At 65.5% G+C, this 13,330-nt stretch carries 14 protein-coding genes and 1 pseudogene; 6 read left to right on the top strand and 9 right to left on the bottom strand.

Going from position 1 to position 13,330, the window contains the following annotated elements; genetic code table 11:
• The first annotated feature begins 61 nt into the window (after positions 1 to 61).
• Complete coding sequence (locus tag ACETMP_RS24000) at positions 62 to 1,039, top strand: YiiX/YebB-like N1pC/P60 family cysteine hydrolase (protein ID WP_375158116.1); 978 nt, start codon at positions 62 to 64, stop codon at positions 1,037 to 1,039.
• Positions 1,040 to 1,224: 185 nt separating this feature from the next.
• On the opposite strand, the gene ACETMP_RS23995 is transcribed toward ACETMP_RS24000, so the two are convergent.
• Positions 1,225 to 1,500, bottom strand: a complete 276-nt coding sequence (locus tag ACETMP_RS23995; RefSeq protein WP_063198826.1) for a metal-sensitive transcriptional regulator — start codon at positions 1,498 to 1,500, stop codon at positions 1,225 to 1,227.
• Positions 1,501 to 1,563: 63 nt separating this feature from the next.
• On the opposite strand from ACETMP_RS23995, the gene ACETMP_RS23990 reads away from it, so the two are divergent.
• The 3 genes from ACETMP_RS23990 (at position 1,564) to ACETMP_RS23980 (ending at position 5,554) form a co-directional block, all read left to right on the top strand.
• Complete coding sequence (locus ACETMP_RS23990; RefSeq protein ID WP_375158115.1) at positions 1,564 to 4,020, top strand: heavy metal translocating P-type ATPase; 2,457 nt, start codon at positions 1,564 to 1,566, stop codon at positions 4,018 to 4,020.
• A gap of 125 nt (positions 4,021 to 4,145) precedes the next feature.
• Positions 4,146 to 4,592 carry a nickel-responsive transcriptional regulator NikR gene (nikR, locus tag ACETMP_RS23985; RefSeq protein ID WP_257179073.1) on the top strand — a complete coding sequence of 149 codons (447 nt, stop codon included), beginning with the start codon at positions 4,146 to 4,148 and terminating at the stop codon, positions 4,590 to 4,592.
• 221 nt (positions 4,593 to 4,813) lie between these two features.
• Positions 4,814 to 5,554 carry a sulfate transporter family protein gene (locus ACETMP_RS23980; RefSeq protein WP_375158114.1) on the top strand — a complete coding sequence of 247 codons (741 nt, stop codon included), beginning with the start codon at positions 4,814 to 4,816 and terminating at the stop codon, positions 5,552 to 5,554.
• A 12-nt stretch (positions 5,555 to 5,566) separates the two neighbouring features.
• Here the strand turns inward: ACETMP_RS23980 and nth are convergent, their stop codons facing one another.
• A complete protein-coding gene (gene nth, locus ACETMP_RS23975) occupies positions 5,567 to 6,364 on the bottom strand; it encodes an endonuclease III (protein ID WP_028133556.1) in 798 nt (265 codons plus the stop codon).
• 22 nt (positions 6,365 to 6,386) lie between these two features.
• On the opposite strand from nth, the gene ACETMP_RS23970 reads away from it, so the two are divergent.
• Together ACETMP_RS23970 and ACETMP_RS23965 are read left to right on the top strand one after the other, a co-directional pair.
• Entirely contained in the window at positions 6,387 to 6,917 is a 531-nt protein-coding gene (locus tag ACETMP_RS23970) for a DUF2244 domain-containing protein (RefSeq protein WP_375158113.1), read from the top strand.
• Between the two features lie 55 nt (positions 6,918 to 6,972).
• Positions 6,973 to 7,869: a methylated-DNA--[protein]-cysteine S-methyltransferase gene (locus ACETMP_RS23965; RefSeq protein ID WP_375158112.1), complete on the top strand. Its 897-nt coding sequence runs from the start codon at positions 6,973 to 6,975 to the stop codon at positions 7,867 to 7,869.
• A gap of 58 nt (positions 7,870 to 7,927) precedes the next feature.
• Here ACETMP_RS23965 and ACETMP_RS23960 read toward each other — a convergent pair.
• The 7 genes and pseudogenes from ACETMP_RS23960 to dnaJ all read right to left on the bottom strand — a co-directional run bounded on the left by ACETMP_RS23960 (position 7,928) and on the right by dnaJ (position 13,159).
• A pseudogene (locus ACETMP_RS23960) lies at positions 7,928 to 8,552 on the bottom strand (2,3-bisphosphoglycerate-dependent phosphoglycerate mutase).
• Positions 8,553 to 8,654: 102 nt separating this feature from the next.
• Complete coding sequence (gene dapB, locus ACETMP_RS23955; protein WP_375158111.1) at positions 8,655 to 9,470, bottom strand: 4-hydroxy-tetrahydrodipicolinate reductase; 816 nt, start codon at positions 9,468 to 9,470, stop codon at positions 8,655 to 8,657.
• 127 nt (positions 9,471 to 9,597) lie between these two features.
• On the bottom strand, positions 9,598 to 9,960 hold the full coding sequence (locus ACETMP_RS23950; RefSeq protein WP_375161978.1) for a DUF1330 domain-containing protein: 363 nt from the start codon (positions 9,958 to 9,960) through the stop codon (positions 9,598 to 9,600).
• Between the two features lie 27 nt (positions 9,961 to 9,987).
• Positions 9,988 to 10,701, bottom strand: a complete 714-nt coding sequence (gene pyrF, locus ACETMP_RS23945) for an orotidine-5'-phosphate decarboxylase (protein WP_375158110.1) — start codon at positions 10,699 to 10,701, stop codon at positions 9,988 to 9,990.
• A 6-nt stretch (positions 10,702 to 10,707) separates the two neighbouring features.
• A complete protein-coding gene (locus tag ACETMP_RS23940; RefSeq protein ID WP_375158109.1) occupies positions 10,708 to 11,286 on the bottom strand; it encodes an NADPH-dependent FMN reductase in 579 nt (192 codons plus the stop codon).
• A 57-nt stretch (positions 11,287 to 11,343) separates the two neighbouring features.
• On the bottom strand, positions 11,344 to 11,943 hold the full coding sequence (locus ACETMP_RS23935) for a class I SAM-dependent methyltransferase (RefSeq protein WP_035712128.1): 600 nt from the start codon (positions 11,941 to 11,943) through the stop codon (positions 11,344 to 11,346).
• An 88-nt stretch (positions 11,944 to 12,031) separates the two neighbouring features.
• Entirely contained in the window at positions 12,032 to 13,159 is a 1,128-nt protein-coding gene (dnaJ, locus tag ACETMP_RS23930; RefSeq protein ID WP_375158108.1) for a molecular chaperone DnaJ, read from the bottom strand.
• Between the last annotated feature and the right edge of the window lie 171 nt (positions 13,160 to 13,330).

Raw genomic sequence — 13,330 nt, 5'->3', positions numbered from 1 at the left:
CGTTTCGACCATGATAGAGAAGGGAAAAAGACGGCCGGAAAAGGCCGTGGGGGAGTTTGAAATGGGGACGGTTCTGGATTCAGTCGGCAAGCTGATCGCCGCGTACCTCTCCAAGGAGGTGCCGGGCTACGAGCCGTTCACGCCGAGCGACCCGGAGCACCTGCGCGGCGTCATCGAGCCCGGCGACGTGCTGCTGGTCGAGGGCAACAACCGCATCTCCGGCATCATCAAATATCTGACCCAGTCGACCTGGTCGCATGCCGCGCTCTATGTCGGTCCGGTCGAAGGCGCCGCGGAGCCCGACGGCGAGCCGCATGTGCTGATCGAGGCCAATATCGGCGAAGGCGTCACCTCCGCGCCGCTGTCCAAATATTTCCCGTATCACACCCGCCTCTGCCGCCCGGTCGGGCTGTCCTATGAGGATCGCACCACGGTCTGCCGCTATGCGATCAACCGCATCGGCTTCGGCTACGACACCAAGAACATCGTCGACTTGATGCGTTATCTGTTTCCGATGCCGATACCGCAGCGCTGGCGGCGTCGCATGATCGCGATCGGCTCGGGCGATCCGACCAAGATCATCTGCTCGGCGCTGATCGCGCAGGCGTTCGATGCCGTGCGTTACCCGATCCTGCCGAAGATCACCAAGGCCGGCAGCCGCGCCGCGCGCCGCGAGATCCTGCACATCCGCGATTCATCGCTCTACATGCCCCGCGACTTCGACATCTCGCCCTATTTCGAAGTCGTCAAACCCACCATCGTGCACGGGTTCGACTACACCGCGCTGCACTGGGCCGACAAGCAGAAGCCGCTCGAGGAGGTAGCGGGCACATTCAGTGTGTTTCCAGAAGCGATCAGTGCGCCGCCGCTCGTTCCTGAAGCGATTGACCAGGAGGCGCCGGACGAGATTCCGGCTGAGGAAGTGAGTGCACGGCCTGCGGAGATGGGCGCCAATTTTTCCGAGCATTTCGTCCAGCTCAGCGATCTCGCAGCGTATCGCGCCCACCTCTCCGGAGATGTGCGCGAGATCGCCGCGTAAATCTCGCCGTCGTCGCGTGATCTGTCGATTGCCCGCGGTAGAAGTGCCGAACGACTAGCCGTCGCCAAACATCTGCCTATGGTTATGAGTCCCTGCTTTCGCAGGGACGACAGCTGTGCGTGAGGCGCGATCGCGGGGTCTCAACAGCCGTCATTGCAGAGCTCTTGCGACGACATGGTGAAACCCTACCGCTCCGCCCGTCCGATCACCGCCATCAGCTCCGCGATCTTCGCGCGTTGATCGGCCTTGTCGCCGCTCGCGATGGCGTGCTCGACGCAATGGGCGACGTGATCCTTCAGGACCTCCTCCTCGACCCGGCGCAGTGCAGCCCGGACCGCCGAGATCTGCGTCACGATGTCGATGCAGTAGCGGTCCTCCTCTACCATTTTCGAGAGGCCGCGAACCTGACCCTCGATCCGGCCGAGGCGTTTTCCGACAGATGCCTTGATGTCTTTGCGCATGCGGCCTATATACCCCTACCGGGTATGGGTTGCAAGACCCGATACAGGCGCCGGAGCAGAGCAATGAACGAACACGGGCATCATCACGACGCGGGCGGACATTCCGGATGCGGGTGTTCAGCCAAGACGGAAGCGGCCAAGGCGGCAGCGGTTAAGCCGGCGGAGTCCTCCTGCTGCGGCGGGCACGGCGGCCACGCTCATCATCACGCGCATGGCGCTGGCGCGGGCGCCACGAAGGTCAAAGATCCCGTCTGCGGCATGAGCGTCGACCCCGCGACCTCGAAGCACCAGCTCACCCATCACGGCGAGACCTTCCATTTCTGCTCGGCCGGCTGCCGCACCAAGTTCGCGGCCGATCCCGCCAAATATCTCGCCAAGGAAAAGGCACCCCAACCCGAGATGCCCGCGGGCACGATCTACACCTGCCCGATGCACCCCGAGATCCGCCAGGTCGGTCCCGGCAGCTGCCCGATCTGCGGCATGGCGCTGGAGCCGGAGGTCGCAAGCCTGGAGACCGGGCCCAATCCCGAGCTCGCCGACATGACACGGCGGTTCTGGATCGGCGGCGTGCTGTCGCTGCCGGCTGTGGTGCTGGAGATGGGCGGCCATCTCGCCGGCCCCCACAGCTGGATCGATCCGACGCTGTCGAACTGGATCCAGCTCGTGTTCGCAACGCCGGTGGTGCTGTGGGCCGGCTGGCCGTTCTTCGTCCGCGGCTGGCAATCGCTGCTGACGCGCAACCTCAACATGTTCACGCTGATCGCGATGGGCACGGGCGTTGCCTATGTCTACAGCGTCCTCGGCACCGTCACGCCACAGATCTTCCCCGCCACGTTCCGCGCCCATGAAGGTGCGGTCGCGGTCTATTTCGAAGCCGCCGCCGTCATCACCGTGCTGGTGCTGCTCGGGCAGGTGCTGGAGCTGCGTGCGCGTGATGCCACCTCGGGCGCGATCAAGGCGCTGCTTCAGCTGGCGCCGAAGACCGCCCGACGCGTCGACGCCGATGGCAGCGAGCACGAGGTCGAGATCGATACGCTTCATGCCGGCGACCGCTTGCGCGTTCGTCCCGGCGAGAAGGTGCCGGTCGACGGCGTCATCCTGGAGGGGCGCTCCTCGCTCGACGAATCCCTGGTGACGGGGGAATCCATGCCCGTCACCAAGGAAACCGGTGCAAAGGTCATTGCCGGCACGCTGAACCAGTCGGGCAGCTTCGTGATGCGCGCCGACAAGGTCGGGCGCGAGACGCTGCTGTCGCAGATTGTGCAGATGGTCGCGGACGCGCAGCGCTCGCGCGCGCCGATCCAGCGCTTGGCCGATCAGGTCGCCGGCTGGTTCGTGCCCGCCGTGATCGTCGTCGCCCTGGCGGCCTTCGCCGCCTGGGCCTGGTTCGGGCCGGAGCCGCGGCTCGCCTTCGGTCTCGTCGCCGCCGTCAGCGTGCTGATCATCGCCTGCCCCTGTGCGCTGGGCCTCGCGACCCCGATGTCGATCATGGTCGGCGTCGGCCGCGGCGCGCAAGGCGGCGTGCTGATCAAGAACGCCGAGGCGTTGGAACGGATGGAGAAGATCGACACGCTGGTGGTCGACAAGACCGGCACGCTGACCGAGGGCAAGCCCAAGGTGGTCGCGATCGTGCCGGCAGCCGGCTTTGCGGAAAACGACATCCTGCGGCTTGCGGCCAGCGTCGAGCGCGCCAGCGAGCATCCCTTGGCTGACGCGATCATGCGTGCCGCCAAGGAGAAGCAGCTTGCGCTCGGCCAGGTCGAGCACTTCGACTCGCCGACCGGCAAGGGCGCCACCGGCAAGGTCGACGACAAGACCATCGCGCTCGGCAACGCCAGATATCTCGCCTCGATCGGAATCGACACCACGGCGCTCGACGCCGAGGCCGAGCGGTTGCGCCAGGACGGAGCCACCGTGATCAACATGGCCGTCGACGGCCGGCTTGCCGGGCTGTTCGCGATCGCCGATCCGGTCAAGGCCTCGACCCCGGAGGCGTTGAGGGCGCTGGCTGCCGAAGGCATCAAGGTGATCATGCTGACCGGCGACAACCGCACCACGGCGGAAGCGGTGGCGCGCCGGCTCGGCATCGCCGAGGTCGAGGCCGAGGTGCTGCCGGACCAGAAGAGCGCGGTGGTGACCAAGCTGCAAAAGGCCGGCCGCATCGTCGCGATGGCCGGCGACGGCGTCAACGACGCGCCGGCGCTGGCCGCCGCCGAAGTCGGCATCGCCATGGGCACCGGCACGGATGTCGCGATGGAGAGCGCGGGCGTGACCCTGCTCAAGGGCGATCTCGTCGGCATCGTCCGCGCCCGAAAGCTGTCGCAGGCGACCATGAGCAACATCCGCCAGAACCTGTTCTTCGCCTTCATCTACAACGCCGCCGGCATTCCGATCGCAGCCGGCATCCTTTACCCGACCTTCGGCCTGCTGCTCTCGCCGATCATCGCCGCGGCGGCGATGGCGCTGTCCTCGGTGAGCGTGGTCGGCAATGCGCTGCGCTTGCGCGCAACGCAGCTGTAGGGATGGCTGCGCAGCCCGGGTGGAGCGCAAGCGAAATCCGGGGTCTGCGCTCTTATGGGCACCGTCCCGGATTGCGCTTCGCTCCATCCGGGCTACGGTTCAGGGGCATAAGGCGGGAGCATCTGATGCAGCGAATTACGATCACGATCGAGGACGACCTTTTGGCGGAGATCGATGCGGCGGCGGCAGCGCGCGGTTACCAGAATCGCTCCGAGATCATCCGCGACCTCGCGCGCGCCGGCCTGCAGCAGAGCACGGAGGATACCGCGCAGACCGGCCAATGCGTGGCCGGTCTCGTCTATGTCTACGACCACGCCGCCCGCGATCTGTCCAAACGCTTGGTGCAGGAGTTCCACGGCCATCACGACCTCGCGCTGGCGACACTGCACGTTCATCTCGACGACAACAATTGCATGGAGATGACGGCGCTGAAGGGGTCGGCGGATGAGGTCAAGCATTTCGCCGACCACATCATCGCCGAACGCGGCGTCCGCTACGGCCGCGTGGTGATGATCCCGACCGGGGATGGCAAGCCGGCGAAAGCGCGGAAGCACGGGCACCGGCACGACTAGGTTTGCGGCTTGCGTGCCCCGGACGCAGCGCAGCGCTTCTTCAGCGGTGCGCTGCAGAGCCGGGGCCCATCTCGCGGCAAGCTAATGGGTCCCGGCTCTGCGGAGCAGCGTTGCACGCTGCACCGCGTCCGGGACACGGCCGTGTCTTGGACAAGCTCCTCCCTTGCCGAAACCGCGTTGGGTGTCTACCTCTCGCAGGTCGTTTCGTGAAAGGGTGCCCCATGCTGGATGCCGCCATCAAGGCGTTGTCGCAAATGATCTCGCCGCCGATGCGCTCGATCCTGTGGCGATCGATCGGGCTGGCGCTGGTGCTGATCATCGTGCTTGCGATCGGCCTGCAGCGGCTGCTCAGCTGGTTCGCAACCTCCGGGGCGGTCTGGCTGGAGGAATTGCTCGGACCCGGCTGGCATTCGTCCATCGAAATCCTCTCCTGGATCGTTTCGATCGCAGCGGGCCTCGGCGTCGTGTTCGGCGGCATCTTCCTGATGCCCGCGATCACCTCGCTGGTGGCGAGCCTGTTCGTCGACGACGTCGCCGACATCGTCGAGCGCGAGCATTATCCCGCCGAGCAGCCGGGTGTCGCGCTGCCTTTAAGCCAGGCCATGCTCGAGGGCATCAAGACCGCGCTGCTGACGATTTTGATCTATCTCGCCGCGCTGCCGCTGGTGCTGTTCGCCGGCGCCGGCTTCCTGATCTTCTTCCTCGCCACGGCCTGGCTGCTGGGCCGCGAATATTTCGAGCTCGCGGCGATGCGCTTCCGCCCGCCGGAGGAAGCCAAGGCGATGCGGCGCGACAATGCCGCGACCATCTTCACCGCCGGCCTGTTCATCGCCGCCTTCGTCTCGATCCCGATCGTCAATCTGGCGACGCCGATCTTCGCCATGGCCTTCATGGTCCACATGCACAAGCGGCTGTCGGGCCCGCGGCCGGAGCTGATCGCGCCGGCGCGGCAGATGCGGTAACGGCGCCGTCGCTCAGACCGTCTTCTCCGGCCAGCGGCAGAGATCGTTGATCAGGCAGACCTCGCAGCGCGGCTTGCGGGCGAGGCAGGTGTAACGGCCGTGCAGGATCAGCCAATGATGGGCATGCAGCATGAACGCGGCCGGGATCACCTTTTCCAGACCAAGCTCGACCTCCAGCGGCGTCTTGCCGGGCGCCAGCCCCGTGCGGTTGCCGACGCGGAAGACGTGCGTGTCGACCGCCATGGTGTGCTCGCCGAAGGCCATGTTGAGCACGACGTTGGCGGTCTTGCGGCCGGCGCCGGGCAGCGACTCGATCCCAGCGCGCGTGCGCGGCACCTCGCCGCCGAACTCGCTGAGCAGCTTTGCCGACAACGCGATCACGTTCCTCGCCTTGGTGCGGTAGAGGCCGATGGTCTTGATGTAGTCGCGCAAGCGCTCCTCACCGAGGTCGAGCATCTTCTGCGGGGTATCGGCGACCTCGAACAGAGCGCGCGTGGCCTTGTTGACGCCGGCATCGGTCGCCTGCGCCGACAGCACCACGGCGACCAGCAGCGTGAACGGATTGACGTGCTCGAGCTCCCCTTTCGGCTCCGGATTGGCTTTGCGGAAGCGGCTGAAGGCGTCGTAGACCTCGGCCGGCGTCCAGGGTCTCGAGGAATTGGGCTTGGTGGCCTTGAGCGATTTTTTCGCCGGAGCCGATGTCTTGATGGGCTTGGTCTTGACGGGCTTGGGCTTCGCTGCGACGGCCTTTGCCTTCTGCTTGGGCACGGGCGCTTTGTGCGGGGCCGGCTTGCGGGTGATTTTCGCCATGATCGGGATATACTGACGGACGATGAGCGCAGGCAACGAAATTGAGCACGGCGATCCCGATCCGCGCGAGGTGCAGATCTTCTCTGCGCTGCTGACGCCGCACCGCTCGCTGAACCGCACCGGCTTCCTCGCCGTGATGCTGTTCCTGAGCGTGGTCAGCTTTGCCACGGGCCTCGCCTTCCTGATGAAGGGGGCCTGGCCGGTGCTCGGCTTCTTCGGCCTCGACGTGCTCGTGGTGTGGTGGGCCTTCAAGGCCAATTTCCGCACCGCCCGCGCCCGTGAGGAGATTACGGTCACCACCTCCGAACTGCGCGTGAAGCGCATCAGCCATCGCGGCCAGGTCGCCGAATGGACGTTCAATCCGCTCTGGGTCCGGATCGATCTGGAGGTCGACGAGGACTTCGGCATCGAGCATCTCTATCTGATCTCGCGCGGCCGCCAGATCCAGATCGCGAGGTTTCTGGGACCAGAGGAAAAAGCAAGTTTTTACAAAGGCTTGATTGAAGCGCTCAATGCCGCCAGGCGCGGGCCGACCTACAATCCGATCCGCTGATGTCGCATCGGAAATCGGGTGGTTTCCCACCCGCCCCTCTCCTACATTTCCGGCCATGATGACACTCGCCATACATGACCAGCGCCTGACCAAGCCGGGCCCCCAGAACGCCGCGCTGCGCGACTATGATTCGGTGCGCCGGGCGATCGCCTTCATCTCGGAAAACTGGCGCGCGCAGCCGACCATCGAGGCGATGGCCGACGCGGCCGGCGTCACGCCGGATGAGTTGCACCATCTGTTCCGCCGCTGGGCCTCGATCACGCCAAAGGCCTTCATGCAGGCGCTGACGCTCGACCACGCCAAGGGCTTGCTGCGGGACTCCGCCAGCATTCTCGACGCCGCGCTGGATTCCGGCCTGTCGGGCCCGGGCCGGCTGCACGATCTCTTCGTCACGCACGAAGCGATGTCGCCGGGCGAATGGAAGAACGGCGGCGCCGGCCTCATTTTGCGCTACGGCTTTCATCCCTCCCCGTTCGGCACCGCGATCGTGATCGCGACCGATCGCGGCTTGTCAGGGCTCGCCTTCGCCGACCACGACGAGGAGAAGATCGCGCTCGCCGACATGACGCGGCGCTGGCCGAACGCGACCTATGTCGAGGATCACGAAGGCACCGCGCCGCTGGCGGCGCGCATCTTCGACACCCGGCTGTGGCGGCCGGACCAGCCGCTGCGCGTGGTGATGATCGGCACCGACTTCGAGGTGCGGGTGTGGGAGACGCTGCTGAAGATCCCGATGGGCCGCGCGGTGTCCTATTCCGACATCGCCTGCAACATCAACAGCCCGAAGGCCTCGCGCGCCGTCGGTGCGGCGGTCGGCAAGAACCCGGTGTCGTTCGTCGTGCCCTGCCACCGCGCGCTCGGCAAGAGCGGCACCCTCACCGGCTATCATTGGGGCATCACCCGCAAGCAGGCGATGCTGGGCTGGGAAGCCGGGCAGCTGGGGCTGCAGTGATTCATTCAATGTCGTTCCGGGGCGATGCGAAGCATCGAACCCGGAATGACGGCGTCTATCAGTCCGCCAGATCCAACTTCGACGCCACGGTCGAATCCGCATTGAGGCGGTAGATGATCGGCACGCCGGTGGCGAGCTCGCGCTTCAAAATGCCTTCGGGCGAGAGCTTCTCCAGCACCATGATCAGCGCACGCAGCGAATTGCCATGGGCGGCGACCAGCGTGCGCTTGCCGTTGAGCACGCCGGGCAGGATCTCCTGCACGTAATAGGGCAGCGCGCGCGCCCAGCGTGTCCTTCAGGCTTTCGCCGCCGGGCGGCGGCACGTCGTAGGAACGGCGCCAGATCAGCACCTGCTCCTCGCCCCATTTCTTGCGGGCGTCATCCTTGTTGAGGCCGGAGAGATCGCCGTAATCGCGCTCGTTCAGCGCGAGGTTCTTCGAGGTCGGCAGACCGGTCTGGCCGAGCTCGTTGAGGATGATGTCGAGCGTGTGTTGCGCGCGCGTGAGCACCGAGGTGAAGGCCACGTCGAACACGAGGCCCTGTGCCTTCAGCTTGCGGCCGGCTTCCGTGGCTTCCTTCACGCCGAGCTCGGTGAGATCGGGATCCTTCCAGCCGGTGAACAGGTTCTTCAGATTCCATTCGCTCTGGCCGTGGCGCACGAGCACGAGAAGACGTTCGCTCATTGACTGCTTTCCGTTACGGTTGTTGTTTGAGCATGATCTGATCGGAAAACCGCTTCACGCTTTGCGCTAACGCGGCCCTCCGGGTCCGGATCATGCTCCGGTTCAGATGTCGGACAGGCCGAGCACGTCGGCCATGGAGTAATGCCCCGGCGCCTTGCCATGCGCCCACAGCGCCGCCTTGAGCGCGCCATGGGCGAACAGCATGCGGTCCTCGGCCTGATGCGACAACGTCAGGCGCTCGAACGGACCGAGGAAGGTGACGCTGTGATCGCCGGCGACGGTGCCGCCGCGCAGCGAGGCGAAACCGATATTGCCCGGCCTGCGCGCGCCGGTGATGCCGTCGCGGCCACGCTCGGAATGGTCGTCGAGGGTGATGCCGCGGCCGGCCGCTGCGGCCTGGCCCAGCATGAGCGCGGTGCCCGAGGGGGCGTCGACCTTCATGCGATGATGAGTCTCGACGATCTCGATGTCAAAGCTCTGGTCAAGCGCCTTGGCGACACGCTTGACCACGGCGGCAAGCAGGTTGACGCCGAGGCTCATATTGCCGGACTGCACCACGACGGCGCGGTTGGTGACGCTCTTGATCACGGCGTTGTCGGACATCGACAGCCCGGTGGTGCCGACGACATGGACGATTCCCCGTTCGGCGGCGATCGCGACATTGGCGATGGTCGCGGCCGGTACGGTAAAATCGAGGATCCCGTCGGCCTCCTTCGACATCGCCCAGAGATCGGCCGAGAGCTTGATGTCGTTGGCCGGCAGGCCGGCGAGCACGCCGGAATCCTTGCCGAGCAGCTCCGAGCCGGGGGCCTCCAGCGCGCCGGCCAGCACCGCGCCTTTGCTCTCGGAAATCGCCCGCACCAGCGCGCGGCCCATCCGGCCGCCGGCCCCAGCAACAATCAAGCGCATGTCGGACATGGTGTGATCCTCTTCGCCGCACTTGTAGCGGGGGAGGCAGTTCCGGCAACCGAGGGGGTCAAGCGCGGCACGTTCATCGTCATTCCGGGGCGGCTCGCAGAGCCGAACCCGGAATGACGGCGTCCCGTCAGCCGTCCTGCGGCTGCGGGCCGTCGTAACCTTCGATGATGATGAGATCGGCGACCGAGTGCGGCTGGCGCACCTTGATGTTGGCCTGGTATTCCGGCGAGTTGTAACAGGCGAGCGCGGTCTCGTAGTCCGGGAATTCAATTACGACGTTGCGGTTGCGGCTGGCACCTTCGACGGTGGTGAACTTGCCGCCGCGGACGACGAAGCGGCCGCCCCATTTCCTGAAGATCGGACCGTTGGCGACGGCGTAGGGCTTGTAGCCCTCGTCATTGTTCACATCGACCCGTCCGATCCAGTAGCCCTTGCCATTGGTTCTTCTCCCTGTGTTGTTGAGGTAATTTCTATTTGAGCACGATCTGATCGGAAAACCGCTTCACGCGTTTCCGGATCATGCTCCAAGCGCCTGCGCAATCTCGGCCTGAATGGCGTCTGCGACGGCCCTGGGATCGGTGGCCTCCACGATCGGCCGTCCGACCACGAGGTAATCGGCGCCGGCGGCGATCGCGCGGCCCGGCGTCATGATGCGCTTCTGGTCGCCGGTTGCCGAACCTGCCGGCCGGATGCCCGGCGTGACGAGGTGCATCTGGTGGCCGACGATCTTGCGCAACGCACCGGCCTCCTCCGGCGAGGAGACCAGGCCGTCGATGCCGAGCACCTGCGCCTGCTGCGCGCGGGCCTCGACCAGCTCGGAGACGCCGAGCCGGTAGCCGGCCGCATGCAGGTCGTCCTCGTTGTAGGAGGTCAGCACCGTGACCGCGAGAATCTTCAGGCTCGAATTGCCGCGGCCTTCGACCGCGCCCTTCATGGTCTGCGGATAGGCGTGCACGGTCAGGAAGGTGGCGCCAAGCCTGCTGATGCTCTCGACCCCCTGCTTCACGGTGTTGCCGATGTCATGCAGCTTGAGATCGAGGAAGACCTTCTTGCCTTTGTCGGCGAGCTTGCCGACCAGCGGCAATCCGCCGGCATAAGCGAGCCGATAGCCGATCTTGTAGAAGGTGACGCTGTCGCCGAGACGGTCGATGATGGCCTGCGCGGCATCGACGCTGGGCAGATCGAGCGCGACGATCAGGCGGTCCTTCGGAGCGATCTCGGCTGGCGTCATGTCACCTCACATCATGCGTTGGGAAATGTCGATCAATTGCGCGACCAGCTCCTTCAACGCGGCGATATCGCCCTCGTTCTTGAGCCTGTCCATATCGTCATAAGCCTGATCGGCAAAGGCGAGCGTGAGCTGGCTGGCGATCACATTGGCATGGCAGGAGGTCAGGATCAGCCTGAGCGCCTGCAATGCGCGCGCCGCACCGAGCCGGCTCTGCGACGCGCCGGCGAGCGCGAAGGCGCGGTTGCGGAACACCTCGCCGCGCGCCTCGTGCAGCTCGTGCACGCGGCTGACCCAGTCGATCGCGTTCTTGAGCAGCGGCGGCACCGAGGCGTTGTATTCGGGCGTGACGAACAGCACGCCGTGATGCGCGCCGATCATGCGCTTGAGGTTGATCGCGTGCTTGGGCACGCCCGATTTGGCCTGGAGATCGCCGTCGTAGATCGGCAGCGGAAAATCGGCGAGCGAGATGCGGGTGACGTCGACGCCGGCGCTGGCGAATTCATAGGCGATGACCGCCGCCAGCTTCGCGTTGTGCGAGCCGGTGCGCAGCGAGCCGGGAATGATCAGGATCCTGGGTGCGGACATCCGCTTCCATACGTTCGGCGAAACCAGCCCGCCGCGCAGAGAAGGAAGCGGGCGGAATTAGTCCTTGCGATACACCCAGACGCGGGCCGGCGGAAGGTTCATCCAGATCCGTTCCGAAGCCTCTGTTGACACGCCGGGAAGCGATTTCGGGATCGGCGGCACCACCGCATAGGTGAACTGGATGAACGGCGCGCCGGGCGCCAGCGCGGTGAAGGCATCGCGGATCAGCCGCAGCCGCGTCAGCATCGGTTTTGTCACGAGCGGCAGGCCGGAGACGACGGCGGAGGCGGGGGCGCTCAGCACGTTCCAGAGCGTGTCACGCAGGCGATAGGCATCGCCCTGCACCACCTTGGCCTGCGGATAGCGGTCGCGCAGCAGCGCGCAGAAGCCGGGATTGTATTCGACGAGAACGAGCCGCTTCTGGTCGATACCGCGCTCGATCAGCGCGGAGGTGATGGCCCCGGTGCCGGGCCCGAGTTCGACCACGGGCGCGTCCGAATCGACATCGACGTAATGGGCCATGGTTCGGGCCAGCAGCTTGCCCGACGGCATCACCGCGCCCATGTGCAGCGGCTTTTCGATCCATGATCTGAGAAAGCGCACCTCGTCGTCGAGACGAGGCTTCTTCAACGCACGCGCGGACGATGGCAATGGCATGTCTGGACCGGACGGGACCGCGGGACCGCGGCGTGTCAGAAAATGGTCATAAAGACGTATAGGCCGAAGGCGATACGGTCAAGCCAAGTCAACTCGCCCGACTGCCGAAGAAATCCTTGACCTTGGCGAAGAAGCCCTCGGATTCCGGCTGAGTGTTACCGGAGGACAGCTTTTCGAACTCGGCCAGCAATTCCTGCTGCTTCTTGGTGAGGTTCTGCGGCGTCTCGACCACGACCTGAACGTACATGTCGCCCATCTGGCGCGAGCGCAGCACCGGCATGCCTTTTGATGCAATGCGGAATCGGCGGTTGGACTGGGTCCCCGCCGGCACCTTCACCTTGGCCTTGGCCTTGTCGATGGTCGGCACCTCGAATTCGCCGCCGAGGGCGGCCGTCACCATCGAGATCGGCACACGGCAATGCAGATCGGCACCGTCGCGCTGGAAGAACTGGTGCTGGGCCAGCGACAGGAAGATGTAGAGGTCGCCGGGCGGGCCACCGCGGACCCCGGCCTCGCCTTCGCCGGCAAGCCTGATCCTGGTGCCATCCTCGACGCCTTGGGGGATGTTGACCGACAAGGTGCGTTCGCGAGTGACGCGACCCTGGCCCGAGCAGGACGGACAGGCATCCTCGATCATCTGGCCGCGGCCCTGGCAACCCGGACAGGTCCGCTCCAGCGTGAAGAAGCCCTGCGACTGCCGCACGCGGCCGGCGCCGCCACAGGTCGAGCAGGTCTTCGGCTTGGTGCCGGCCTTGGCGCCGATGCCGGAGCAGGCCTCGCAGGTGACCGAGACCGGAATCTCGATCTGCGCGGTCTTGCCGCCAAAGGCTTCCTCGAGCGTGATTTCCATGTTGTAGCGCAGGTCGGCGCCGCGCTCGCGGCCGCCGCGGCCGCGCTGCCCGGCCATGCCGAACAGGTCTTCGAAAATATCGGAGAAAGAGGAGGCGAAGCCCGCACCGAACCCGGCGCCGCCGCCGCCCTGCTCGAAAGCGGCATGGCCGTAGCGGTCATAGGCGGCGCGCTTGTCCTTGTCCTTCAGGACCTCGTAGGCCTCGTTGATTTCCTTGAACTTGATTTCGCTGGTGTCGTCCCCGGGATTGCGGTCGGGGTGAAACTTCATCGCCAGCTTGCGGAACGACGATTTCAGCTTGGATTCGTCGGCGTCACGTTCGACTTCGAGAGTCTCGTAATAGCAGCGCTTGGTGGACGTGGACATGATGAGCTCGGTCTATCCAATCGCGAATCAAGTCGGAGCGAAACGATGCCGCTGCGCGACGACATAAGCGCCCTTCCGCCTCGCGGCGGAAGCCGGCACGACGGCGTTCAGCATAACGGCTGGGAATTGATCGATCGTTGCGGGTATCGGTCCCGCAGAGCCCGACACCAT

The sequence above is a fragment of the Bradyrhizobium dasycarpum genome (genome assembly GCF_042019905.1).
Lineage (GTDB): Bacteria > Pseudomonadota > Alphaproteobacteria > Rhizobiales > Xanthobacteraceae > Bradyrhizobium > Bradyrhizobium japonicum_B.
This window is presented reverse-complemented; position numbering and strand designations above follow the sequence as displayed.